Below are 24,178 nucleotides of genomic sequence, written 5' to 3'. Positions count from 1 at the left end.
CTGGGGCGTGGACACCCTGGCCAGAGTCCGGGGGTTGTTCCTGAGGCGGATGGAGGAGCAGGTCCCCGAGGTCCGTGAGGATCCGTTGGGTGAGTGGTTGTCGGGGTTGGCGGCCCGGTACGGGGTTGGTTTCGACGAGGAGTTGGTGGTGGGTCAGGCCACCATCGATCAGGTCCCGGACGTGTTGCGGATACCGGTCGATGACCGGTTGGGGGTGCGGTATCTGGGGATGCGGTTCGTTCCCTACAACGGTCGCGCGGTGGTGCCGGACTGGCTGCGTGAGCGGCCCGAGGGTCGGCGTCTGTGTTTGACGTTGGGGACCAGCGCCACGGATCGGTTCGGTGGGTACACGTTGCCGTTGGGCGAGGTGTTGGAGGCGTTGGGTCAGGTGGACGCCGAGGTGGTGGCCACCGTCCCGCTCAAGGCCCGCCAGGATTTGGGCACGGTGCCTTCGAACGTGCGGTTGGTGGACTACGTGCCGTTGCACGCTCTGGCCGCGACCAGCACCGCCACCATCAACCACGGGGGGACGGGGACCGTCTGGACCGGACTCGTGCACGGTCTGCCCCAACTGTTCGTGCCCCGGCCGACCTTCGACGAACCGATGCTCGCCCGACTGATCCAGGGCCAGGGCGCCGGTCTGGTGGTGGAACCGGACCCGGACGAGATCCTGCGGGCATCCGAACGAGTCCTGACCGAACCCGCTCTCGCCGAACGGGCGACACTGCTGCGCGAACAGATGCTGGACCGGCCCACCCCCGCCGCCATGACCGCGGAACTGGAACGGATCGCCGCCTCCCCCTCCCGTTGAGAGCACGGCCCTCACCGGAACGGATACGTATCGCCCGCTCACGCATGGTCGCGATCCGCGCCCGCCTTCTCCCCCCGTCTCTTTGTGGTTCACTGCGCATCGGCCAAGGTGAACGACCGTTCCCAGAAACGTCTCAGCCGTATTCGCCGACCGTGTTACGGAACACCGGTGGCCGATCATCCGACGATGTCGAACAAGAGAAAGGTGAGAACGTCACCGTGGCATTGCTAGAAGTCGAGAAGCTCTCCAAGAGCTACGGCTCGAACACAGCGGTCGCCGAGGTCGGTTTCCATATCGACAAAGGAGAGACCTACGGTCTCCTGGGCCCCAACGGCGCGGGCAAGAGCACGACGATCTCGATCATCGCCGGCGTGCTCAAGGCCGACTCCGGTTCCGTCCGTATCGACGGACAGGAACACGGTGTGAGTAACGCGGCGACCAAGGGACAGATCGGTTTCGTCCCCCAGGAACTGGCCCTGTACCCGGACCTCAACGCCTGGGACAACCTCATGTTCTTCGCCCGCCTCTACGGCCTCTCGGGGGCGAAGGCACGCAGCAGATGCGGCGAGATCCTGGAGATCATCGATCTCACCGACCGCGCGAAGGAGAACGTCTCCACGTTCTCCGGCGGCATGTCCAGACGTCTCAACATCGGGGTGGGCATGCTCAACCGACCCCGACTCCTCATCCTCGACGAGCCCGCCGTCGGCGTCGACGCCCAGAGCCGGAACGCGATCCTGGAGAGCATCCAACGCCAGGCCGCCGACGGCGTGTCCGTCCTCTACACGACCCACTACATGGAAGAGGCGGAGCGGCTCTGCGACCGGGTCGGCATCATCGACTCCGGCCGGATCCAGGCCGAGGGGACCCAGCGGGAACTGATCTCCCAGGTCGGTGAGGACGACACCATCGTCCTCTCGCTGGGCGGCGGCAAGGACCGGGCGGTCCGAGCTCTGAAGGAACTCTCCGAGGTCCGGGAGGTCAGCGTGGAGGGCTCCGAGGTCCGTCTGCTCCTGAAGGACGCGCGATCGGTGATCGCGAGGATCCTGGAGGTCGTCACCGCGAGCGAGGCCGTTCTGCGCTCGGTGGAGGTACAGGAACCGGACCTGGAGGCGGTCTTCCTGCACCTCACCGGCAAGGCCCTGCGGGAATGAGGAAAGAACCCATGAGCGCCTTCTTCACCCTGGTCCTCAAGGACCTGCGCCAACGTCTCAAAGACGGCACCCTTCTGGTCTTCGCCATCGTGCTGCCCCTCGGTCTCGCCTTTCTCCTGAACATGCTTCTGGGCGGCGATCCCGAAACGGAATTCACCGCGCACTACGGTGTTTCCGACCTCGACGGCGGTGAACTCTCCTCGCTTTTCGTGGACGAGGTCCTGGAATCCCTCGAAGAGGAGGGGATCGTGGAACTCACGACCCTCTCCTCGGAGGACGAGGCGAACGAGGCGGTGGATTCCGGAGACGTCTCCGCGGCCTTCGTCATCCCCGAGGGGTTCACCGAGGCCCTGCGGAACGACGAGTCCGCCGAGATCCGTGTGATCGGCGACGTCGACTCCCCCGAGGAGGTCGAGGTGGCGGTCGGCATCGCGGAGGCCTTCGCGTCCGAGCACCACCGCGTACAGCTCGCCGTACTGACGACCGATCCCTCCTCCGAGGAGGAGGCCACGCTCACCGAGCAGGCCGCCGGACACCCCACCGCGGTCAGGGTCGTCGAGGACACCGACGTGGACCGGCGACAGCTCGATTCCTCCACCTACTACGCGGCGGGCGCGGCGGTCTTCTTCCTCTTCTTCGCCGCGATGCCGGGTGTGGTCAGTCTCTTCGAGGACCGCCGCACCGGGACCCTGGTCCGGTTGGCCGCGGCGCCGATCGGCACCTTCACGATCCTCATGGCCAGGTTGGCGAGCACGCTCCTCTTCGGGCTGGTCAGCATGGGCCTGGTCATCACCGTGTCCACCCTCACCTTCGGCGCCCGATGGGGTGATCCGCTCGGGGTCACCGCCCTGACCGTCGCGGCCGTCCTGGCGGCGGTCGGAATCGTGTCCGCGGTGGCCGGGTTCGCCGACAACTCCGAACAGGCGACCAACTGGTCGACGGTCGTGGCCCTCCTGCTCGGGCTGATGGGCGGAGCCCTGTTCCCCCTGGCCAATCTGGGCCCCTGGGCCGCCCTGACCTACGTCACCCCGCACTACTGGTTCCTGCGAGGTCTGACGGACCTGACGGCGGGCGGCGGAGCCGTGTCCCTGCTCCTCCCGATCGGCGTCCTGTCGGCCATGGGCGTGGCCGGCGTCGCGGTGGCGCTGAACCGCATGGGAAGGATGCTGCACGCATGAGCAAGACGCTGGCCATCACGGCACTCAACCTGCGTCGAACGTTCCGGGATCGGGGCAACATCTTCTTCATGTTGCTCCTTCCCCTGATCATGGTCTTCATGATGGGGATGTCCTACGGCGGGGACCAGCAACGGCTCGGACTCGTGGTGAACGGCCAGGACCAGCCCCTCGCCGAACGCCTGGCCGACGAGCTGGAGGAGAGCGGACGCTTTCCCATCGAGCGTCTGGGCGACTACGAGCAGCTGCGCGACCGGATCGAACAGGGGCGGATCAACGGGGGTCTGGTCATCCCCGAGGACTACGACGAGACCCTGCGCGACGGTGGGACCGTCGAGATCGGGTTCGTGACCCGCCCCGACGACTGGAGCTCCTACCCTCTCCGGACCTGGGCGAGTTCGATCGCCTCGCAGGAGGCGTCGGTGATCGGCGCGGCCCAGTTCGCCTCCGAGAACGGCGACGAGGGGTTCGACGAGAACCTGCGGCGTTCCGAGGAGGCCGATCCCCCCGGCATCGAGGTGGAGACGGTCACCACCGGAGAGGCCGTCTTCCCCCAGGACGTCGGCCAGTACGGTCTCGCCGCCCCTCCCCTGCTGTTGCTGTTCACCTTCGTCATCTCCCTGACCACGGCGATCGGTGTCGTGGAGATGCGGCAGAAGGGGCTCAGCCGTCGGATGTACTCCACACCGACGCCCCTGAGGACCCTGATCGCGGGGGAGGCGCTGGGCCGGTTCGTGGTCACGATCTCCCAGGCCCTCATCATCCTGGTCGGTTCCTCCCTGCTGTTCGGGGTGGTGTGGGGAGACCCCCTCGCGATCTCGGCGGTGGTGGCGGCCTTCTGCCTCGTCGGCGCGGGTACCGCCATGCTCATCGGCTCGCTGTGCCGCAGTGAGGGCGGCGCTCTGGCCGCGGCCCTGGTCGTGGGCCTTGGGGCCGCCGGTGCCGGCGGAACGATGGTGCCGTTGGAGGCGCTCTCCGGACCGTCCCGAACGGCGGCCTACGCCACCCCGCACGCCTGGGGGTACGAGGCCTTCAGCGAACTCATCAGGCACGGCGGCGGGATCCTCGACATCCTGCCCCAGTTGGGGGCCCTGTGCGGGTTCGCGGTCGTGCTCTTCGGGCTCGGAGCCTGGCGGATGAAGTGGGTCCTCACCCGCTGACATGGAACGGCGGGCCCCCGCGGAACGACTCTCGGTCGTGTCCGTGGGAGCCCGCCGTCACCGCGGTCGTCCCAGGCGGTTCCCCCGCCTCCGACGGTCACACCTCGGCCGCGCCGGTGGAGACCCGTTCGGTGATGAAGGTGGCCAGGTCCTCGAAGGTCTCGCCGCGGAACGAGGTGATCTCCTCAAGGAGCATCACGTCGTAGATGTCCTCGAGGGCGAGGAGCAACTGGACGATGGAGAAGGAGTCGAGGTCCTTCATGCTCTTGGGCTCGGGGAGATCCATCTGTGGTTCGGTGGTGGTGAACATCAGGATGGTGTAGGCCTGCACCCTGATCTGGGAGAGCAATTCGTTCCGGTCGATTGCGGCCATGAATATCCGCCCTTTCTGACAGAGCCGACGGCTTACGAAGCCCGACTCTTCTGTGGTCCGCGCATGATCCAGCTCCGAAATCGGTGGCTCTGGATTTCCCATACTTCTCGCTCGATGGTGAACGCCCTGGCGCGATTCGCGGATTCACCGTCCCGCTCCTCGCCCGCACCCCTGGACTCGCTGATCACCGCCTGACCGACGGGGATCATTCCGACGAGCTCTTCCGTGGACCAGAAGTGAATATTATTCACGTCCCATTCGGAGAAGACGTGTCCGATGAAGAACACATAGGTCTCCACCCCCACTCCCAGGATGGGAGAGCCATCCTCCACGAGGATGCTGACCTGCGCGGACTTCTCATCGGAATCGACACCGAAGACGGCGCACACACCGACCGTGGAGCCCTGGGACCTCTCTTCGACCAAGAAGGCGGCATCGAGAGTACCGAGATCATCCGGCAGGGAACCGAGGAAGACGCCGGCGCCCCTCACATCCTCCAGACCCGATCCATCGAGAACCTCGATTATCTCTTCACGGTTCTCGAAACGAGTCGGACGAAGCATGACCCTACGGCTCGCGAGCTGGGGAGAGGACATCGGGAGCGCACCTCGATTCATTTTCGGTTCTTGTCACGGGGTAACGTTTTCCCGACCGTCTCGCCGGCGGGACGGCACTGAACAGCACCTACGGTGCGCAGCGCGTCGAGATGTTATCCCACATATCGCCGCCCCGGTCATATCCCATATTCGCGACGTTCGGCGAGGACACGACCGGGGTGACGGGCCGGCCCGGGACGTCGACCATGGGACACCCCCATGACCTGCGCCGCCGTCTCCGAGATCAACCCTCCCGGTAGTACGGGTCCGCCATCACGCCCTCACGTCGTTCCTCGTCGTAGGTGTACACCTCACGGCCGCCGACGAACACCCGCAGAGCGCGACTCATGATGTCGAGCGGATCGCCCGACCAGACCACCACGTCGGCGTCCAGACCCGGCTTCAACGAGCCCACACGGTCGTCCAGGCCCATGATCTCGGCGGGGTTGACGGTGAGCGCGCGGATCGCCGAGTCGCGGTCCATGCCCTCCTTGACGCACAGGATCGCCTGGTAGACGAGGTATTCGATGGGGATGACCGGGGCGTCGGTGGTCAGGGCGACCTTGACGCCCGCCCGGTCCAGGATCCCGGGACCGGCCAGGGTGCGGTTGCCGACCTCGACCTTGGAACGGCTGATCATCAACGGTCCGGTGATGACCGGGATCTCGCGTGCGGCGATCTCGTCCGCCAGCAGGTGGCCCTCGGTGCAGTGGTTGATGATGAGCCGGTAGCCGAACTCGTCGGCCAGCCGCATCGCGGTGTGCATGTCGTCGGCGCGGTGCACGTGCTGGCACCAGGGCACATCGCCGTCGAGTACCTGGACGAGGGTCTCCAGGGTGTTGTCCCGGTCGAAGGGGGTCCCCTCGCTCCGGGCGTGGTCGCGCTTGGCCTTGTAGTCCTGCGCCTTGGTGAAGGCGTCACGGATGACCGCCGCCACACCCTGACGCGTGGACGGCAGCCGGTCCATACTTCCGTAGACGCGCTTGGGGTTCTCCCCCAGGGCGCTCTTGACGCTGGCCGGCTCCTTGAGCAGCCGGTCCTCCACGCTCCGGCCCCACATCTTGATGGCGACGGTCCGCCCTCCGATGGGGTTGCCCGAACCGGGCTTGATCACGGAACTGGTGACACCACCCGAGAGAGCGTCGACGAAACCCTCGTCGGCGGGGTTGATGCCGTCGATCGCCCGCATACGGGCACCGTTGGGGTCGGTCATCTCATTGGTGTCGTTACCCGCCAGGCCGATCGTCTGCTCACAGATACCGACGTGGCCATGGGCCTCGATGAAGCCGGGCAGGACCCACTTGCCGGCGGCGTCGACGACCTCGACGCCCTCGGGCACGGTGACCTCGTCGGCGGCGCCCACCGCGGTGATCCGCCCGTCCGAGATGAGGACCGTCCCGCCCTCGATGGGGTCTCCCACGACGGGCACGACGTATCCGGAGGTGATAGCGATATCCATGGCGGGCAACCTAACGCAGACCGCCTCCCGGCAGGGGCCGACGGCCTCTCCCCCTTCGCCCGCGAACCCCTCCCCCCAGGCGTTTCCCGGGCCCGAGAACATCCGCTCCACACCCGATGGCGCCACCCCCCGGTGGACCCGGGTTCCACTCGTCCGATTCCTCTCGAGAGGGACCGGACGCGGTGGGGGCGTCCGGGCGGACCCGACACGCCCGCCCGGACGCCCTGTGCCGTGGACGCGCCCGTACACGTCCACGCGGGTCTCTTCCCGACCCGCCACATCGACCGGACCGGGCACCGCCGGTCGATCCACCACCACGGAGGGTGAGGATTCGCCCTCCCGACCCTTCGTGGAAAAGAGATGTTACGCATCGGAGCGCCTGATTCCCGGCGGCCGAGGGTTTTTGGCCGAACACGGCCACGCAGGGTGTCGCTCTCAGGTCACTCCTGTCACAGAGATCCCTGTGACCTCTGGCTTCACCACGCCCTACTCCACCCGTTCGGGCTCCTCGTCCTCCTCGCGACGGGCCCGTCGGCCGGCGAGAAGGCTCCCCGCCACCACGAGGGAGACCGTGCCGGACAAGGCGACCAGAGCGATGAGATCGGTGACCCTCCCCAGCCGGGAGAGCGCCTCCTGGGCACGGTAGGTGACATCGGCCGCCCACTCCGCCCCGGGCAGAGGGAAGGACGCGGTGCCGTCGGAGGCCACGAACAGGACCCCGACCGCGATGAAGAGCGCACCCGAGAGCAGGGCCGTCGTGTGGGTGGCCAGCGGCCCGATCCGCACGGTGCGCCCCCGCAGCCAGGAGCGTCGCCCCAGTTCATAGCGGTCCCAGAGCGAGGCGAGCAGGAGGAGCGGCAGCGCCATCCCCGCCCCGTAGGCGGCCATGAGCAGCATGCCCCTGACCGGGGTGCCGGTGGCCGCGACCGTGAGCACCGCGCCCAGGATCGGACCGGAACAGAACCCGGCGAGCCCGTAGACCGCGCCGAGCCCCAGCACGGAGAGGTTCCCCCGACCGCTCGCGAAACGGCTCTGCGCCCGCGCGAGGACGCCCCAGGTGAACCCGAGGCCGAGGACCTGGGCGACACCGAAGGCGATGATCAGACCGCCCGCGACCATGATGAGCAGGTCGCGGTGGCCGTAGAAGAGGGTGCTCACCATCGCCGAGCCCGCGCCGAGCGGCACCAGCGTCAGGCACAGCCCCGCGTAGAAGGCACCGGTGCGAAGGAGCAGCCGCCCCGAGTCCCGGAAGGCGTAGGCGAAGAACGACGGCAACAGCATGGCGCTGCACGGGCTGAGCAGGGCCAGCAGGCCACCGAGCAGCGCGGCGACGAACCCGATGTCCACGCGGTCACTCCTCGGCGACGGCGAGCGCGGTGTCGACGCTGCGCACGAACACGTCCAGCGGCAGTGCGCCCATGATGGGATCACCGTTGACGATGAAGGCCGGGGTGGCGCTCACGCCGATCTGCTGCCCCTCGACGAAGTCGTGGCCCACCGCGATCCCGCTCCGGTCCGCCTCCATGGCCTCATGGAAGCGGTCGGCGTCCAAGCCCAACCCCTCGACGATCTCGTCGAGGATCCCGTCGGGGTCGTCGGAGGACTTGATCTCCTCCTGACGCTCGAAGACCGCCTCCTGGTACTCCCAGAACGCCTCCTGCTCGCCGGCGGCGACCGCGCCCACCGACAGGGTCTGCGACAACTCGCCCAGGTAGGGGAACTCGCGCCATTCGATCCGCAGGTCGCCCGACTCGACGTAGCGTTCGACCAGTTCGGGCTGGGTCTCCTGGGCCCACTTGGCGCAGTAGGGGCAGGCGAAGTCGGAGTAGGCGACCAGCACCACGGGGGCGTCGGCCTCTCCGAGCGCCATGGGGTCGTCGGCGTCGCGACGGGCCAGGGCCTGACCCCACTCCCGCTGTTCGGGGTCGATGTGGTCCACCGTCGAGGCGATCTCGGTCGGCGACTCCTCGTCGGCGTCGCCGCCTTCGAGCCTGATCCCCACGACCACCGCGATGACGAGGGCGGTGAGGACCGCACCCCCCAGAAGCAGTGGGGAGATCCCCTTTTTCCCGCCATCCTTCGGCATGCCTGCGTCGTCCCCCCGTCTGCGTGCCGGACAGAGGCCACTCTACGCACCCCGGAGGCGTCTTCGACGCACCCGTTCCCGGGGGAGGGAGGGCTATTCGAAGAGTCGGGTGGCGTACAGGATGGCACCGGCCACGAGCGCGGCCAGAGCACCGGAGGAGACCAGCGACGCCAGCCCGAGGACGACGCCCTCCAGTTCCACCCAGGACTCCAGGAAGTCCCGGACCGGGGACCTGGTGAGGGCGAAGACGAGCATGAAGGCGACGAACGCGATGACCGGGGCGACCTTGTTCACCCGAACATCCTAGATCCGCCGTCGCCCCAGGTGGATCCGGGTGGTGCGGGTTCGTCCGGATCCCGCTCCGGGTACCACCCCGACTGTGACCGGTCCGGGGGAGGCCGGCCGTCGACACGGGAGGGTCACATGCGAGCGTCCATCGGAGACCGTCTGCTCACCCACGGGGTGACCAGCGTCGAGGGAGGGCACGAGGCCGAGATCATCGAGGTGCGCGGGGCCGACGACGGGCCGCCCTACCTGGTGCGCTTCCCCGATGGTGAGGAACGGCTCATCTACCCGGGCCCCGAGACCGTGGTCCGGCCCCGGGAGCCCGAGGACTGACCGGGCCGGCCCCGGCGACTCAGGGGGCCCGGAGCAGGTACTCCCGGTGCGGGCGCCCGTAGGCCTCGCGCTCGCCCACCGGGGTGAAGCCCAGCTTCTCCAGGACCCGCGCCGAAGCGGGGTTGGCCGGGTCCACCACCCCCGTGAGCAGGGGAAGGGACAGCTCGTCGAAGGCCGCCGCCACGCACAGGCGGCCCGCCTCGGTGGCCAGGCCCCTCCCCCATCGGTCGCGTGCCAGGGTGTAGCCGAACTCGGCGCCCACCTCGCGGGCCTCGAAACCGGCGTCGCCGATGAGCCGGCCCGTGGCGATCTCCTCCACCGCCCAGAAGGCGTAGCCGTGCTCCTCCTGATGACGGATGTAGTCGGCCACCATCGCGGCGGTCTCCTCGGGAGAGGCCGCCTTGCCGTAGGCGACGTAACGCATCACCTCGGGGTCGCCGTAGACCTCGTGGGCGGCGTCCCGGTCCTCGGGCACGAAGGGCCTGATCCGGATCCGTTCGCCCACCAGGGGAAATCGCATACTCATGGGCGCCACACTGCCGCCCGCGCGAACGACCGTCAACGCGTTTTCCCTAGCGCGGACTACGTCCTGCTCGCGCGCAGAGAGTACATGAGGGGCACCCGGGGCCGACCCTCCGGGAAGCGGTAGTACCCGTCCGCCGACCTCTCGAAGGAGGAGAAGCGCGGGAACAGCGAGACGTCGTGCTCGTGGAGGAACTCCAGACGCAGCCCCTCGGCGGCCAGAGCGGAGACCACCTCGCCGATCGGATGCTGCCACTGCACGTTGCGGTTGTTCTCGGTCCTGGCCTCCAGGTCCGCGTACGTACCGGCGGACTCCTGCACCCAGGCCTGTCGGGCGAAGTAGTCGTCCACGATCCGCGAGCCGGTCTCGTCGTCGAGGATGTCGGTGAGCGGGTGGAACTCCGCCAGGTACAGGAACCCGCCGGGGGCGACCAGCGACGCGGCGGTCCGGGCCCACCGTCGGATGTCGGGCAGCCAGCACAGGGCGCCGACCCCCGTGTAGACGATGTCGTACCCCCGCTCCGGTACGGCCTCGGCCGCATCGTGCACGTCGGCGTGCACGAAGGCCGCCCGCTCCTCGGGCAGACCGAGTTCGGCGGCCAGACCTCGGGCGACCTCCACGGCGGGTCCGGAGAAGTCGAGTCCCACGACGCGTGATGCCCCGTGCCGGGCCCAGGAGAGCGTGTCCAGACCGATGTGGCACTGAAGGTGCAGCAGGGTCTTCCCCGTGACGTCGCCGACCTCGGCGCGTTCGAAGTCGCGCAGGGCGTCCTCACCGGCGCGGAAGCCCTCCAGATCGTAGAAGTCGCTCGCGACGTGCAGGGGGACCCGCTCGTCCCAGTTGGCGCGGTTGATGGAGAGCCAGTCGTCCGGGGTGGGCGTGTACATGCCGGGAAGCTACCAAGCGCGGACGGGCCGTATCCACCTCTTTTCCGCCGGTCCTCGACCCGCTCCGGTTAGCCGCCTCTTCCAGCGGAAACGACAGGAGGACGCCCTCCGAACAGGGCGTTCCACGAAGGACGATCCTCGCCGCCCGACGGCAGAGAGGTGGGAAGGAAGATGACCGGCAACAGAGGAGTGGTCTACCAGGGCCCCGGTCGGGTCGAGGTCCAGGACATCTCCTATCCGGAGTTCGAACTCAAGGACGGCCCTGGGGTCAACCCCGCCAACGTGGGGCGCAAGGTCCCGCACGGCGCGATCCTGAAGGTCGTCGCGACCAACATCTGCGGCAGCGACCAGCACATGGTCCGCGGGCGCACCACCGCGCCGGAGGGACTGGTGCTGGGCCACGAGATCACCGGCGAGGTGGTCGAGACCGGCCCGGACGTCGAGTTCGTGAAGGTCGGCGACCTGGTCTCGGTACCGTTCAACATCTCCTGCGGGCGATGTACGAACTGCAAGGCGCGGCGCACCGAGATCTGTCTGAACGTCAACCCCGACCGCCCCGGCTCGGCCTACGGCTACGTGGACATGGGCGGCTGGGTCGGCGGCCAGGCGAAGTACGCTCTGGTGCCCTACGCCGACTGGAACCTGCTGAGGTTCCCCGATCGGGATCGGGCCATGGAGAAGATCATGGACCTGACGATGCTCTCCGACATCTTCCCCACCGGTTTCCACGGCTGTGTGAGCGCCGGGGTGGGCGTGGGGTCGACCGTGTACGTGGCGGGCGCGGGCCCCGTCGGCCTGGCGGCGGCCGCCTCCGCAAGGTTGTTGGGCGCGGCCGTGGTCATCGTCGGCGACCTCAACGAGGAGAGGCTGGCCCAGGCGCGCCGGTTCGGCTGCGAGACGGTGAACATCTCCCAGGGGGACCCCGGAGACCTGATCGCGGAGATCCTGGGCACCCCGGTGGTGGACCACGCGGTGGACGCGGTCGGCTTCGAGGCGCACGGCTCCGGAGAGAAGGCCGGGCAGGAGGCGCCGGCGAGCGTCCTGAACGACGCCATGAAGGTCACCAAGGCCGGTGGGGCCATCGGTATCCCCGGTCTCTACGTGACCGGCGACCCGCGCGCGGTGGACGAGGCCGCCAAGGTGGGATCACTGTCGATCCGCTTCGGGCTGGGCTGGTCGAAGTCGCACGCCTTCTACACGGGCCAGTGCCCGGTGATGAAGTACCACCGGCAGTTGATGATGGCGATCCTCAACGACCGTGTGCGCATCGCGGAGGCGGTCAACGCGGTGGCGATCCCGTTGGAGGAGGCCCCGGAGGGCTACCGGTCCTTCGACCAGGGGGCGGCGAGCAAGTACGTGCTCGACCCCAACGGCTACCTCGGCACCGGCTGAGCGGGCGGATGGAGAGCCGCCCCACGGTGGTGGGGCGGCTCATCCGAAGTGCGGATCAGGCGGGCCGCAGCCGCACGTCGAGACGGGTGTGCGAGTTGACCACGATCGACGGGGAGCGCGGCACGTCGCCCACGACCTCCAGGTCGGGCCAGCGGGAGAAGATCCGCTCCAGCGCGATCCGGCCCTCCAGGCGGGCCAGGGGCGAGCCGATGCAGAAGTGCGCGCCGTAGCCGAAGCTCGTGTGCGTCTCACCGCGACGGACGTCGAAGGCGCCCGCGGTCGGACCGTAGCGCTCGGGGTCGCGTCCCATCGAGATGTAGGAGATGAACACCGGGTCGCCCTCGGCGATGCGCACGCCCTCGGCGGCGGGGTGGACGTCGGCGCCGTCGATGTCCTCGGTGGCGAAACGGGTGAAGAAGTTGGCGGTGGGCGAGTCCCAGCGCATCGTCTCCTCCACCAGGTTCTCCCACGGGACCTCGCCGGACAGCAGGAGGTCGCGCTGTTCGGGCCGGGTACTGAGCGCGCGCACGGCGTTGACCAGCAGGTGTGTGGTGGTCTCGTGGCCGGCCGCCAGCACCACGTACATGGTCACGACCAGGTCCTCGCGGGGAAGCCGGTCCTCGGGGGGCAGGGCGAGCATCGCGCTGATCATGTCGTCGCCGGGCTCGCGCTCCAGCCGGGACACGTGCTCGTCGAGCCAGGAGTGCAGGCTCAGTTCGGCGTCGCGCCCGTCGCCCAGGGTGTCGTCGAACAGGGCGGTGTACAGCCGGCCCAGTTCGTCGTGGTCGGCCTCGTCGACTCCGAGCAGGTGGCCGATGACGCCCATCGGCAGCGGCCAGGCGAACAGCGAGCGGAAGTCGACCACGCCGTCCTCGGCCTTGTCGGCGGCCCGCTCCAGGTCGTCCAGGAGCCGCTCCACCAGGGCGGCGACCACCGGGGTGAGCGCCTCGACCCGGCGGGCGGTCAAGGCCTGGGACAGGGGGCGGCGCAGTTTCCGGTGCTCGGGGCCGTCGACGACGGTGATGGCGTTGCCGGCGGGGGCCGCCAGGCTCAACAGCGGCCAGTCCTTCGGGAGCTCGCCGTTCTGGAGCGCCTTCCAGTACGAGGGGCTCTTGGCGAAACGGTCGGAGTCCTTGAGGACGTTACGTCCGGCCTCGTCACCGGTGACCGCCCACATCACCACGCCGCCGGGCAGTTCGACCGGGACGATCGGACCGTGCGCGCGCATCCTCGCGGCGTCCTCGTGCAGGTTCGGGCTGAGGGGATCGAGGTGGTGGATCGGTCCGGACAGGGTCAGAGCCACAGTGAGTCTCCCAGGGGGTCGGTGGAGATGGTGGGCGGGGTGAAGGTGACCGGAAGCGTCTCCAGGGCCCTTATGAGGACCTGGGGCTGCCAGCGCAACCGGTCCGCGGGAACGGCCAGATGCAGGTCGGGCAGGTGGGTGAGCAGGGTCTCGATCCCACCGACCGTGATGATCTCGGCCATGGCCCGGGCCATGTGGGGACATCCGTGGGGGCCGTGCGAGAACGACAGGTAGGCGCGACTGTGGTGTCGCTCCCTGGGACGGCCGGGCGGCCGGAACAGCGGGTCCTGGTGGGAGGCGGCCAGCCCCAGCAGCACCATGTCCCCACCCTGGATGGTGGTCCCGGCCAGTTGGGTCGTCCGGGCCGCCCAGCGTCCCGCGAAGATCTGCGTCGGGGTGTCGTCCTTGAGGACCTCGCGGGCGGCCTCGGTCACCGAACGTCGGCCGCGGGTGAGGGCGTTGGTGTGGGTCTGATCGGTCAACATCAGCCTGATGGTGTTGCCGATCCAGCCCGCGCAGGTCTGGTGCCCGGCGATGATGGTGATGAAGATGTCCGCGCTGAGCTGACCGTGCGTGAGACCGAGCCCGCTGTGCGCCAGGTGGGAGGCGACGTAGGGGCCGGGCTCCTTCATGGCGCGCTCGGCGAGCCGATCACAGATGGCGCCGACCCGCGCCATCCCCTCGATGGGGTCGCCGCCCGCGCCCATGAGCTGGAGGAAGCCGGTGACCAGGTCGTCGTGGTACTCCTCGGGGACGCCCACCATCCAGCCCAACGCCAGCACGGGCAGTCGTTGGGCGTAGGCGGAGATCAACTCGACCTCGCCGTCCTGGGCGAACTCCTCGATCAGCCGGTGCGAGGCCCGCTGACAGAACTCCTCGAACTCCCACTGGTCGATCCGGGAGAGCGCCTCGGCGAACACCACCGAACGGCGCCGATGCTCCTCCCCTTCCGTGTACAGCATCGCCTCCGACGCGAACCCGCCACCGATCAACGGCCACATCGGCCACTCGGGGGGCAGATCGTCGAACAGGTTCCAGCGGCGGAAGGAGCGCGCGAACAGGTCGGGATCGGAGGTGACCTGGAGCAGCTCGGAGTAGCCCATCACCAGCCAGGCCGGCACGTCCCAGGCCAACAGGACGGGCGCCACCGGCCCGTGTCGGCGACGCAGCTCGGCGAACAGGGCGGGCGAGTCGCGTCGATAGCCCTCGTCGCCCAGCCGCATCGCGTCCCGATGCGTCTCCGGCAGGGGGATCGAGATCTCCGGACGTTCGGCCTCGGTGTCGGGGGCGCTCATCCCACCGGCTCCTGTTCCAGCAGGCGTTGCCGGTGCGCGACCAGCTCGGCCAGGGTCGTGCGCACCTGCCCCGGGTCGCGGGCGTCGCAGCGCAGCAACGGCGTACCGGCGTCGATGTCCAGGCTGGCGCGGATCTCCTCCAGACTCCAACGCTCGGCCTCGTCCCCGAAGGGGTTGTGCGCGACGAGGTAGGGCAGACCGGCCCGTTCGACCCGGTCCAACGCGGCGAACGACCCCTCCACGTCACGGGTGTCGACGAGCACGATCGCGCCCACGGCACCCTCGCAGAGGCGTTCCCACAGGGCGTGGAAACGCTTCTGCCCCGGGGCACCGAACAGGTAGAGGACGATCTGCTCGTCGATGCTGATCCGACCGAAGTCGAAGGCGACCGTGGTGGTCGTCTTGTCCGGCCGGAGTTCCAGCCCCTCGTCCACCCCGGCACCCGCCTGGGTCATCTCGGCTTCGGTGGTCAGCGGCGTGATCTCGCTGATCGACCCCACCAACGTGGTCTTGCCCACGCCGAAACCACCGGTGACGAGGATCTTCATCGAGATCGTCGCGGACGGCGCCAACGGTTCATACGGGGAGGTTGATGAGCCCAACACGCAGTTTCTCCAAGAGTCGACGGTCATCGGCCGGGGACGCGAACCCCGACGCCGCGCGCTTCGCGGGACGGTCGGCGGAACGGATCGCGATGTACCCCTGGTCGACGAGGTCTGCCAGCAGGATCGTGACCGCCCCCAACGGGATCCCCAGCCGCGCGCCGAGCTCGGCCGGGGCGATCGGACGGTCACAGATCCGCACGATGTCGGCCTGTTCCAGGGACAACCCCGAGGTGTCGGCGCGTTCGGTCACCACCAGGGCGAAGGGACCCAGCCGAAGTGTGGTGCCGCTGCGCCCACCGACCACCATGAACAGGCCGTCGGGCACGTCGGGATCTATCACGGGGCCCCCGCCTCGTCGACGTGACGGCTGGGCGTGGCGAGCTGTTCGGGAAGACGTTCCACCAGACGTCCCATCTCCGTGGCGACCACTCCCAGGTCGGCCGAGGGGCTCGACAGGTCGGCGAGCACCGCCAGGGCCGACCCCGAACCGGCGCCCATCACCAGCAGGTGGTGCGGGTCCAGATCCACCGCGACGGTGCGGACCGGGTCCTCGATGCCGAACACCGCGTTGACCTGCCCGCCCGTGGCGAGAAGCCCACAGGCGGAGGCGGCCAGACCGTCGGCCTCGTCACGCTCCAGAGTGCTGTCGGCGGAACGGACCAGACCGTCGGTGGACAGCAGGAGCACGTGGCGCACCCCGGGCAGCTCGCGCAGTTTGTCCATGAGCCAGGTCAGGTTGGTCTGCATTCAGGAGTCCTCACGATTCTCTGCGACGGGTTTCGAGGTCGGCCGTGTGTGGGCGTGCCACTGGGCGATGCGAAGACTGGTGGCCGCGCGGTCCTTCGGCGGCTCGACGGTTCTGGGGGCGGCCGTCTCCTCGGGGAGGGTCGCGCCACGACGTCGTCTGGGCAGGTATCGGGGGCGTTCCTCGTCGTCCTCGGCGTCGTCGGCGGGGAGTGACGAGTCCTGGAGCGCGGCGAGCGGGGCGCCGACGGGGGTCGGGGCCCGGGACGAGGGCACCGCGGTGAGGGTGCCCGTCGAGAGGGCCGGGGCGCTCGCCCCCACGGCCGCCTCGTCGGTGCGCAGCAGACCCTTGCGTGGGATCCACACGGTCGCCCTCGTGCCGCCGCGCGGCGACGGAGAGAGGTCCACCCGGATGTCCAGCGGGTCGGCGGCCCTGCGGACCACGAGCAGACCGAGCTGGTTGGCGGACAGTTCGGCGATGTCCGGAGGACGGTTCGGGTCGAGGCGACGGCGCACCTCGGCGAGCTGCTCCTCGGTCATGGCCAGGCCGCTGTCGTCGATGTGCACGCCGAGCCGCATCGCGGTGTTCTCGAAGTGCACCACCACGGCCTCGGAGGGCGCGGAGAAGGAGGTGGCGTTGTCGACCAGTTCGGCCAGGATCTGGATGATCGAGTTGACGGCCCGCCCCTCGACCACGATCGGGGTGTTGGGCATGTGCATCTGGACCCGGGCGAACTCGGGGACACTGCCGACCGCCGCGCGCACCAGACGCTCGATGCGCAGAGGCTGGGTCCAGTTACGGCCGATCCGGTCGGCCTCGGCCACGGTGAGCAGACGCTGGATGAGCATCTCCAAACGGGAGAGACCGGCCTCCATCACCATGAAGTCCTCGCGTACCTGCTCCCCCGTGCCGTGGGAGTCGAGGGTCCTCCAATAACGGCCGCTACGTTCCTGCACGTCGGCGCGGAGCTGGGAGACCCCGGCACGGGCTCGGGCCGCGCAGCCCTTGACCACGCTGAGAAGCCGCCGACGCTGCTGGTGCCCCCGCCAGAGGGTGTCGGTGACCGACTCGATGAGAGGTCGGGCGAGCGGGTCGGTGCCCTCCGAGCCGTCGAGCTCGGCCATGACCGTCTGGGCCGAGGCGCCCTCCCGGATCCGCCTGGTCACCAGGGGGAACACGTCCTCGGTCACGACCTTGCCGACGTTGTCGCGTCGGGACAGCTCCGCCCGCAACCGGTCGGCCCGCGCCTCGGCGTGGGCGGCGACCGAACGCGCCTCCTGGATCAGCCGCTCGTCGCGGAGCGCCGCCTCCGCGGCCTCCCGACGGGCCCGGCGTTCACGAAGGAGCGAGCGGACCGCCACGACCGAGAGCACGAGGGTGCTCACCGCCAGAACCCACGTCCAGATCTGTGCGGGGTCGGGTTCCACTGGAACCGTTGTGTCTGTCAACAACATGCGCTGGTCGTTTCACGTCGAGGACCGGCCGGGGGAGGACGTCGAAGGACCCTGGGGCGTCGGTCCGGGGCGGGGAAGGGTCCGGGCGGAGGGGCGGGAAGGGGTCGGTGCGGTCGATCAGGGGTGATTCCCGGGCGAGGACGCCTACGGCTGGTCATTTTGCCACCGTGGAGACCACCTCAAACGGGAGAAGGATCTCCCGAGGGCGTTTTCAACCCTTGTTCCCCCAACGCGGGACGGCATTCTCACTGTTCACAGCAGTCCCATACTGCTCACGAGCGCAGTGGAACTTCCTGAAAATTCTTGGCGAGGCTCTCCGAGCCCGCGTTAGGAAAGTCTGATTCGTCTTGTTCAAGAAGAATCGACACCGTCTCCTCTTCAAAGGACGCGACCAGAGGCCCACGGGCCCCGCGGGAGGGCCTCGGCCTCCTGTACACCGACCACCACGCTCTGTACGTTGGAGATCCGGAACCCGTCGATCACAGTCGAGGTGATCTCATGACCCGGACGACCTGCTGCGTGATCGGAGGAGGACCGGCCGGGATCGTGCTCGGCCTGCTCTTGGCCCGATGCGGCGTCGAAGTGACCGTGTTGGAGAAGCACCGCGACTTCCTTCGGGACTTCCGCGGCGACACCGTGCACCCCTCGACCCTCCGTCTGCTGGACGAACTCGGCCTCTCCGAGGAGTTCTCGCGCCTGCCCCAACGACGGCTGGACCGCGCCCGGCTCCCGGTCGGCGTCGAGGACCGCTGGGTCACTCTGGCCGACTTCACCCAGCTGCCCGCCCCGTACGACCACATCGCGATGGTCCCCCAGTGGGACCTGCTCGACCTCCTGGCCGGGGCCGCGGCCGAAGAGCCCGGCTTCACCCTGCGCATGAACACCGAGGCGACCTCCTTCATCGAGGAGGGCGGCCGGATCAACGGGGTGCGTTACCGGACCCGCGACGGGGAGACCGGCGAGATACGCGCGACCATCACCGTGGCCTGCGACGGCCGCGACTCCCTGGCGCGCGGGCTCTCCGGACTGGGCCTACGGGACTTCTCCGCACCGATGGACGTGCAGTGGTTCCGACTGCCCCGCCACGACGACGACCCCGACGGCGGCATCGGGCGGATGAGCGAGGGGAGGTTCAGCCTCCTCATCGACCGGGGCGACTACTACCAGGCGGCGGCGATCATCCCCAAGGGCACCGACTCCCGGAACCGCTCGCACCCGCTGGAGGAGTTCAACGAGACCCTCGTACGACAGTTCCCCTGGTTGGAGGGGCGCTCCCTGGTCGCCGACTGGGACGACGTGAAGCTGCTGGACGTACGCGTGGACCGGTTGCGCCGCTGGCACACCCCCGGCCTGCTGTGCATCGGCGACGCCGCGCACGCGATGTCGCCGGTGGGCGGGATCGGCATCAACCTGGCGATCCAGGACGCGGTCGCCACCGCCCGCCATCTCCAGGCACCGCTACGCCGCGGCCGGGTCACCAGGGACGACGTGGCGGCGGTCCAGCGACGGCGACAGCCCGTCACGGTCCTGGTGCAGGGCTTCCAGCGCGTGGCGCACCGCAGGATGATCCTGCCCGCGCTGGAAGGACGCCTCGACCTGCGTTCGACGGAACCGCCCGCTCCGTTGCGCGTGGTCGAACACCTGCCCTGGGCCCGCCGCGTTCCGGCCTACTTCCTCGGCTACGGGGCCCTTCGAGAACGCCCGCCCGCGGCCGCGATGCGCTGACCCGCGCGGGGCCCGCCGTCCGCACGAAGACGCGGACGACGGGCCCGTTCACGCGGCCGACTCGGAACGGAGCCCCTCCAGCTCCATCTCCAACCACAGGGTTCGTACGCCCTTACGCGGATGGTCCGAGTGACGCCACCGGCCGGTGCTCCTGGCGAGGAGGAGGATCAGCCCCGAGGACAACACCGGTCCGCTCCCGGCCCCTCCCGACCAGGGCAGCCGATAGTCCAGGCAGGTCAGTACGCATCTCCCTCTTCTGCGCATGCCCACCTTCCAGGGAACTCCCCCCGAGCCGGCCACCTCCTCGGCAACCCGACTCGTCAACCAGATCGAGTCCTCCCCTCCGGGCCCCAGTTTCTCGGCCAGAAAACGTCTGACCTGCCGAGATGGATCGCCTCTCGGGTCGAGCCACCTCTCCACAGCACCCATGGAACACCCCCCGGTGTAGGTCACAGGTATCACATGAACAACATCGATGTAAACGCAAGAATCGAACATCGACCCTTAGGTATGCACTCTACAAGTCTTCTAACTGCCAACATGTAGAAAACATTGAAACCTCAAGAGAAATATGCTTCTCTAATCATCAGTTACCCTCCACGCCTGGAAAGGAAAGAGACCATGCAGGTGAAGCAGATTAGAGGCTGCGAAAACGGGGGCTGCCCCAAGGTGTTCCGCACCGACAAGGGGACATTCCTCGTGCAAGGCGCTACGGTTGACTCGATGCCCACTCCCGAGCATGAAACGGTCATCGAGGTGCCCGCGGAGATCCTGCGGGGTCTGTGATCCCCTGGCTCTCGGGAGGGGCGGGGCCCGTCTGGCCATCATGCCCAGGACGGAGGCGGGCCCCCACCTGGACGCATAGCGGAGAGCAGACAGAACTCAATGGGTGAGTACCGGAGGAAGCGGCAAAGGCAATTCGGGCAAGAACTGAAGAATCTGCGCAGTGAAGCAGGCATGAGCGGCCGAGAGGCGGCCGAACTGGCGGGCACCGACCAGTCCACCATCTCGCGCGTCGAGAACGGCCACATCCGACCGTCGCACGAGCTCCTCACCCGCCTGCTCACCACCTACGGGGCGACCGCGGCGATCAAGGAGGGCCTGGCGTCGGAGCTCACCGAGCTCGACGTCGGCGTCAGCAGCTGGCGGTGGTTGGAAGAGCGCAAAGGCCCGCGCCAGATCTACGTTCGCGATCTCGAACGCGAGGCGCTCAGGCGTCGCGGCTATCACTTGGACGTGATCCCCGGCCTGTTGCAGACGGCCGCCTACGCCGAAGAGGTGATCCGGGCCAGTCCCACGATCACCCCGGAACAGGTGTCCGAGGGCATCGCCCTGCGGATGGAACGACAGAACATCCTCTTCGAGAAACAGCGGAGCTTCAGCTTCGTCATCACCGAATACGCGCTACGCCGCCCGTTCGGCACCTCGGAGACGATGCGGACCCAGTACGAACGTCTCCTGCACCTGGGCACCTACCCCACCATCGGTCTCATGGTGATCCCGCTCTGGGTCCCGCACCCGGTCCTCCCGCACGGCTTCACCATCTTCGACGACTCCTACGTCTACATCGACACCGTCACCAAACCGGTGAACGTCATCGAGACACCCGAGGTCAAGTCCTACATCTCCATCTACGAGGACCTCGTCGAGACGGCCCTGCCCGAGACGGAGAGCCTGGAACTGATCGCCGCACTGGCCAAGGACACCGACTGAGCCGTATCCGAGGAGCGGCCCCGGCGGTGGCCGGGGCCGCGAGCGGCCCTACCGGACCCTCGCCGAGAAAGGACACGACCGCCACCGGCGATACGCGGGGCGGGGCGCGGCCCGAACAAAGGCCGGGCATGAGAAGAGCCGACGAGGGGACTTGAACCCCTAACCTATCGCTTACAAGGCGATTGCTCTGCCAATTGAGCTACGTCGGCCGACAGCCGAAGCCCTGTGGCTCCGGAGTGTCCACCCGAATGGTACCGGCTCCGACGACGAGTGTCCTACTCGACCTCGTTCCGCCGCCGATCACCGAGGGCGCGTCGGCCCGGATCGTGCGACACGAGCCGGGCCGGTTCGATCTCTAGGCCTTGCCGCCACGGTGACGGGCGACCTCGTAGAGGGACACACCCGCGGCCACGGAGGCGTTCAGGGACTCCGCGCCGCTGATCGGGATGCTCGCGATCACGTCGCAGGTCTCCCGCACCAGTCGGGACAGCCCCTTGCCCTCGGCGCCGACCACGATCACCAGAGGCCCGGTGGCCAGGTCCAGGTCGGGAAGCTGGATGTCGCCATCGGCGTCCAGACCGGCGACGAACAGCCCGGCCTTCTTGTAGGCCTCCAGGGCACGCGTGAGGTTGGTGGCCTGGGCGACGGGCAGCCTGGCCAGGGTGCCCGCGGAGGTCTTCCACGCGGTCATGGTCACACCGGCGGCGCGACGCTCCGGAATGAGCAGGCCGTGCGCGCCGAAGGCCGCGGCGGAGCGGGCGATGGCGCCCAGGTTGTGCGGGTCGGTGACCCCGTCCAGGGCGACGATCAGCGGCGGGGTGTCGGACTCCAGCGCCCGGTCGAGCAGCCCCTCGGCCGCCCAGTACTGGTAGGGCCGCACTTGGAGCACGATGCCCTGGTGGGCGGCGCCGGGCAGACCGTTGCTCTCACAGCGACGGTCCAGCTCGGTGCGGGTCACCTCCTGCACGTCGACGCCCTGGGCGCCCGCCATCTTGGCGGCCTCGTTGACGCGGTCGTCCGGGTCGAGGCTGTTGGACAGGAAGAGGCGGGTGGCCGGCATGCCGGCGCGCAGCGCCTCCACGACCGGGTTGCGTCCGATCAGCAGGTCGGAGTTGTCCGGGCGGTTGGGCGAACGCTCCTGCTGACGCCCGCTCCCGCGGCCCTCGCCGCCGGCGGGACGCTTGGCGGCCTTGTGCCGCTGCTTGCCCTCGTACCAGTGACGCTGCTCGGCGGGCAGGGTACCGCTCTTGGGTTCGAGTGAACGCCGGTTCTTACCGCCGCTGCCCTTGGTCGGGCCCTTCTTGCTCTTCTTCGCCGGCATGGTCGCCGCCTCCTGATACGTGTCGCGAGCATGCCGGAAGAACTCTTCCGGCCGATGGGTCGCCGTCTCGCCGATGGGCGGCGGCGCAAACCCCCAGCCTAATGGTCGCGTGCCACCGCACGCGTCGTTCGGGGCCGGGAGGTCGTCCCGGCCCCGTCCGTCGGCGCGATCAGCCGCGTCGCAGGTCCCAGCGGGGGCCCTGCGGGGTGTCCTCCACCACCACGCCGGCCTCGGTCAGCCGGTCGCGGATGGCGTCGGCCGCCGCGTAGTCCTTACGGCCCCGGGCCGCCTGGCGCTGTTCGAGGGCGACGGCGACGAGCGCGTCCACGACCTCGCGCAGCCCCTGGCCCTCGGAGGCCCACTGGTCGCTGAGCGGGTCCAGTCCGAGCACGCCCAGCATGACGCGCAGTTCGGAGGCCAGCTCCCGGACACGCTCCTTGCCACCGGCCGCCAGGGCGGTGTTGCCCTCGCGCACGTGGCCGTGGACCACCGCCAGGGCCTGAGAGACCCCGAGATCGTCGTCGAGCGCCTCGGCGAAGGCCTCGGGCACCTCGGCGGCGGGGGTGATCTCGCCCAGGACCTCGACCGCGCGGGTCAGGAAGCCCTCGATGCGCTGGTAGGCCGAGGCGGCCTCCTGGAGCGCGGCGTCGGAGTAGTCGATGGTGGAGCGGTAGTGCGCCTGACCGAGGTAGTAGCGCAGTTCGACCGGGCGGACCTTCTCCAACATCTGCGGGATGCGCAGCGAGTTGCCCAGGGACTTGCTCATCTTCTCGCCGCCGACGGCCAGCAGACCGTTGTGCAGCCAGTACCGGGCGAAGCCGTCGCCGGCGGCCCGGGACTGGGCCTGCTCGTTCTCGTGGTGCGGGAAGACCAGGTCCAGGCCGCCGCCGTGGATGTCGAAGCTGGGCCCCAGGTACTTGGTGGCCATGGCCGAGCACTCCAGGTGCCAGCCGGGGCGGCCGCGTCCCCACGGGGTCTCCCAGCTGGGCTCCCCCGGTTTGGCGCCCTTCCAGAGGGCGAAGTCGCGGGGATCGCGCTTGTCGCGTTCGCGGTCGGTGTCGGCGGCCTCCACGACCTGGTCCGGGCGCTGGTTGGACAGCTCCCCGTAGGCCGGGTAGGAGCCGACGTCGAAGTAGACGTCGCCGGAACCGTCGTCGGCGGGGTAGGCGTGCCCCGCGTCGATGAGGCGCCGCATCAGTTCGATCATCTCCGGCACGTGGCCGGTGGCGCGCGGCTCGACGGTGGGCGGCAGGCAGCCCAGGGCGTCGTAGGCGTGGGTGAAGGCGCGCTGGTTGCGCTCGCTCACCTGCCACCACGGGACGCCCTCCCGCGCCGCCGTGGCGATGATCTTGTCATCGATGTCGGTGACGTTGCGGCAGAAGGTGACCTCGTAGCCGAGGTGGGTCAGCCATCGGCGCAGGATGTCGAAGTTGACTCCGGAGCGGATGTGACCGATGTGCGGAGGAGCCTGCACCGTGGCACCGCACAGGTACAGGGAGGCACACCCTTCGCGGAGTGGGGAGAACTCGCGGACCTGTCGGGCACTGGTGTCATAGAAGCGCAGACTCACGCTGTCAAGACTAACCGCTTTCCCCTCACGAGCGCGTCACAAACCTGGAACACCGATCGACCCCGATCCGCTCTGGACAGCCCCGAGCCCCCATATATGCCGAACCGTATCCGGCCCGCTCGGATGTGAGATGCCACCCGCGTCCAAGGCGACTTCCCCTCGACTCGACTCACCACCCACTGCCAATGACTCCATAACAGGACAGAACACCCC

General features: G+C 68.8%; 26 protein-coding genes and 1 tRNA gene. 9 read left to right on the top strand and 18 right to left on the bottom strand.

The genetic code is table 11. The annotated features are described in order from the left end of the window. The 4 genes from TR33_RS19005 to TR33_RS18990 all read left to right on the top strand — a co-directional run. On the top strand, positions 1-811 hold an 811-nt coding region (locus tag TR33_RS19005; RefSeq protein ID WP_042284524.1), incomplete at its 5' end, for a nucleotide disphospho-sugar-binding domain-containing protein. 218 nt (positions 812-1,029) lie between these two features. Then, positions 1,030-1,965, top strand: coding sequence for an ABC transporter ATP-binding protein (locus tag TR33_RS19000; RefSeq protein ID WP_036567616.1), 936 nt, complete (start codon positions 1,030-1,032; stop codon positions 1,963-1,965). Between the two features lie 11 nt (positions 1,966-1,976). Further along, positions 1,977-3,143, top strand: a complete 1,167-nt coding sequence (locus tag TR33_RS18995; RefSeq protein ID WP_017533163.1) for an ABC transporter permease — start codon at positions 1,977-1,979, stop codon at positions 3,141-3,143. After that, positions 3,140-4,300: an ABC transporter permease gene (locus tag TR33_RS18990; protein ID WP_014911772.1), complete on the top strand. Its 1,161-nt coding sequence runs from the start codon at positions 3,140-3,142 to the stop codon at positions 4,298-4,300. The genes TR33_RS18995 and TR33_RS18990 overlap by 4 nt, the downstream gene beginning before the upstream one ends. A 97-nt stretch (positions 4,301-4,397) precedes the next feature. Here the strand turns inward: TR33_RS18990 and TR33_RS18985 are convergent, their stop codons facing one another. The 6 genes from TR33_RS18985 to TR33_RS18960 all read right to left on the bottom strand — a co-directional run bounded on the left by TR33_RS18985 (position 4,398) and on the right by TR33_RS18960 (position 9,108). Continuing rightward, positions 4,398-4,673 (bottom strand): hypothetical protein, encoded by a 276-nt coding sequence (locus TR33_RS18985; protein WP_014911228.1) that lies wholly within the window; start codon positions 4,671-4,673, stop codon positions 4,398-4,400. 32 nt (positions 4,674-4,705) lie between these two features. After that, the gene (locus tag TR33_RS18980; RefSeq protein ID WP_017533162.1) at positions 4,706-5,269 is read right to left on the bottom strand and encodes a hypothetical protein; all 564 of its coding nucleotides are present in this window, start codon (positions 5,267-5,269) and stop codon (positions 4,706-4,708) included. A gap of 244 nt (positions 5,270-5,513) precedes the next feature. Continuing rightward, positions 5,514-6,728: an amidohydrolase gene (locus TR33_RS18975; RefSeq protein ID WP_042284497.1), complete on the bottom strand. Its 1,215-nt coding sequence runs from the start codon at positions 6,726-6,728 to the stop codon at positions 5,514-5,516. Between the two features lie 486 nt (positions 6,729-7,214). Then, positions 7,215-8,075 carry a cytochrome c biogenesis CcdA family protein gene (locus TR33_RS18970; RefSeq protein WP_042284496.1) on the bottom strand — a complete coding sequence of 287 codons (861 nt, stop codon included), beginning with the start codon at positions 8,073-8,075 and terminating at the stop codon, positions 7,215-7,217. 4 nt (positions 8,076-8,079) lie between these two features. After that, positions 8,080-8,814 (bottom strand): DsbA family protein, encoded by a 735-nt coding sequence (locus TR33_RS18965; RefSeq protein ID WP_017533159.1) that lies wholly within the window; start codon positions 8,812-8,814, stop codon positions 8,080-8,082. Between the two features lie 93 nt (positions 8,815-8,907). Next, positions 8,908-9,108: a hypothetical protein gene (locus TR33_RS18960; protein WP_042284494.1), complete on the bottom strand. Its 201-nt coding sequence runs from the start codon at positions 9,106-9,108 to the stop codon at positions 8,908-8,910. A gap of 129 nt (positions 9,109-9,237) precedes the next feature. Between TR33_RS18960 and TR33_RS18955 the strand changes: the two genes are divergently transcribed. Beyond that, positions 9,238-9,432 (top strand): DUF1918 domain-containing protein, encoded by a 195-nt coding sequence (locus TR33_RS18955; protein WP_017533157.1) that lies wholly within the window; start codon positions 9,238-9,240, stop codon positions 9,430-9,432. Positions 9,433-9,451: 19 nt separating this feature from the next. Here the strand turns inward: TR33_RS18955 and TR33_RS18950 are convergent, their stop codons facing one another. Both TR33_RS18950 and TR33_RS18945 read right to left on the bottom strand, forming a co-directional pair. Beyond that, positions 9,452-9,958 carry a GNAT family N-acetyltransferase gene (locus tag TR33_RS18950; protein WP_042284523.1) on the bottom strand — a complete coding sequence of 169 codons (507 nt, stop codon included), beginning with the start codon at positions 9,956-9,958 and terminating at the stop codon, positions 9,452-9,454. Positions 9,959-10,014: 56 nt separating this feature from the next. Then, entirely contained in the window at positions 10,015-10,842 is an 828-nt protein-coding gene (locus TR33_RS18945; RefSeq protein WP_042284492.1) for a class I SAM-dependent methyltransferase, read from the bottom strand. 171 nt (positions 10,843-11,013) lie between these two features. Between TR33_RS18945 and fdhA the strand changes: the two genes are divergently transcribed. Next, on the top strand, positions 11,014-12,234 hold the full coding sequence (fdhA, locus tag TR33_RS18940) for a formaldehyde dehydrogenase, glutathione-independent (RefSeq protein WP_017533154.1): 1,221 nt from the start codon (positions 11,014-11,016) through the stop codon (positions 12,232-12,234). Between the two features lie 55 nt (positions 12,235-12,289). Here fdhA and TR33_RS18935 read toward each other — a convergent pair whose 3' ends face one another. Genes TR33_RS18935 through TR33_RS18910 form a run of 6 tightly spaced genes read right to left on the bottom strand, consistent with a single transcriptional unit; the run spans position 12,290 to position 17,609 of the window. Next, positions 12,290-13,537: a cytochrome P450 gene (locus TR33_RS18935; protein WP_052358203.1), complete on the bottom strand. Its 1,248-nt coding sequence runs from the start codon at positions 13,535-13,537 to the stop codon at positions 12,290-12,292. Beyond that, positions 13,528-14,832, bottom strand: coding sequence for a cytochrome P450 family protein (locus TR33_RS18930; protein ID WP_042284491.1), 1,305 nt, complete (start codon positions 14,830-14,832; stop codon positions 13,528-13,530). The genes TR33_RS18935 and TR33_RS18930 overlap by 10 nt, the downstream gene beginning before the upstream one ends. Next, the gene (locus TR33_RS18925) at positions 14,829-15,380 is read right to left on the bottom strand and encodes a GTP-binding protein (RefSeq protein ID WP_326337464.1); all 552 of its coding nucleotides are present in this window, start codon (positions 15,378-15,380) and stop codon (positions 14,829-14,831) included. Before TR33_RS18925 ends, TR33_RS18930 begins: the two co-directional genes overlap by 4 nt. A gap of 28 nt (positions 15,381-15,408) precedes the next feature. Further along, positions 15,409-15,777: a DUF742 domain-containing protein gene (locus TR33_RS18920; RefSeq protein WP_052358201.1), complete on the bottom strand. Its 369-nt coding sequence runs from the start codon at positions 15,775-15,777 to the stop codon at positions 15,409-15,411. Further along, entirely contained in the window at positions 15,774-16,184 is a 411-nt protein-coding gene (locus tag TR33_RS18915) for a roadblock/LC7 domain-containing protein (protein WP_017533150.1), read from the bottom strand. Before TR33_RS18915 ends, TR33_RS18920 begins: the two co-directional genes overlap by 4 nt. Further along, the gene (locus TR33_RS18910; protein WP_042284489.1) at positions 16,185-17,609 is read right to left on the bottom strand and encodes a sensor histidine kinase; all 1,425 of its coding nucleotides are present in this window, start codon (positions 17,607-17,609) and stop codon (positions 16,185-16,187) included. A gap of 525 nt (positions 17,610-18,134) precedes the next feature. On the opposite strand from TR33_RS18910, the gene TR33_RS18905 reads away from it, so the two are divergent. Beyond that, on the top strand, positions 18,135-19,361 hold the full coding sequence (locus TR33_RS18905) for an FAD-dependent oxidoreductase (protein WP_042284487.1): 1,227 nt from the start codon (positions 18,135-18,137) through the stop codon (positions 19,359-19,361). Between the two features lie 48 nt (positions 19,362-19,409). Here the strand turns inward: TR33_RS18905 and TR33_RS26690 are convergent, their stop codons facing one another. Next, positions 19,410-19,685 carry a hypothetical protein gene (locus TR33_RS26690; RefSeq protein ID WP_159068803.1) on the bottom strand — a complete coding sequence of 92 codons (276 nt, stop codon included), beginning with the start codon at positions 19,683-19,685 and terminating at the stop codon, positions 19,410-19,412. Between the two features lie 297 nt (positions 19,686-19,982). On the opposite strand from TR33_RS26690, the gene TR33_RS26950 reads away from it, so the two are divergent. Together TR33_RS26950 and TR33_RS18900 are read left to right on the top strand one after the other, a co-directional pair. Further along, positions 19,983-20,147, top strand: coding sequence for a hypothetical protein (locus tag TR33_RS26950; RefSeq protein WP_017533146.1), 165 nt, complete (start codon positions 19,983-19,985; stop codon positions 20,145-20,147). A 99-nt stretch (positions 20,148-20,246) separates the two neighbouring features. Continuing rightward, on the top strand, positions 20,247-21,074 hold the full coding sequence (locus TR33_RS18900; RefSeq protein WP_267880663.1) for a helix-turn-helix domain-containing protein: 828 nt from the start codon (positions 20,247-20,249) through the stop codon (positions 21,072-21,074). Positions 21,075-21,210: 136 nt separating this feature from the next. Here the strand turns inward: TR33_RS18900 and TR33_RS18895 are convergent. The 3 genes from TR33_RS18895 to cysS all read right to left on the bottom strand — a co-directional run bounded on the left by TR33_RS18895 (position 21,211) and on the right by cysS (position 23,965). Further along, positions 21,211-21,283, bottom strand: a tRNA-Thr gene (locus TR33_RS18895). 146 nt (positions 21,284-21,429) lie between these two features. Next, the gene (rlmB, locus tag TR33_RS18890; protein WP_017533145.1) at positions 21,430-22,395 is read right to left on the bottom strand and encodes a 23S rRNA (guanosine(2251)-2'-O)-methyltransferase RlmB; all 966 of its coding nucleotides are present in this window, start codon (positions 22,393-22,395) and stop codon (positions 21,430-21,432) included. Between the two features lie 169 nt (positions 22,396-22,564). Further along, entirely contained in the window at positions 22,565-23,965 is a 1,401-nt protein-coding gene (gene cysS, locus TR33_RS18885) for a cysteine--tRNA ligase (protein ID WP_014908988.1), read from the bottom strand. Positions 23,966-24,178 lie beyond the last annotated feature (213 nt).

This window comes from Nocardiopsis alba (assembly GCF_000710955.1).
In the GTDB taxonomy this organism is placed as follows: Bacteria; Actinomycetota; Actinomycetes; order Streptosporangiales; family Streptosporangiaceae; genus Nocardiopsis; species Nocardiopsis alba.
This window is presented reverse-complemented; position numbering and strand designations above follow the sequence as displayed.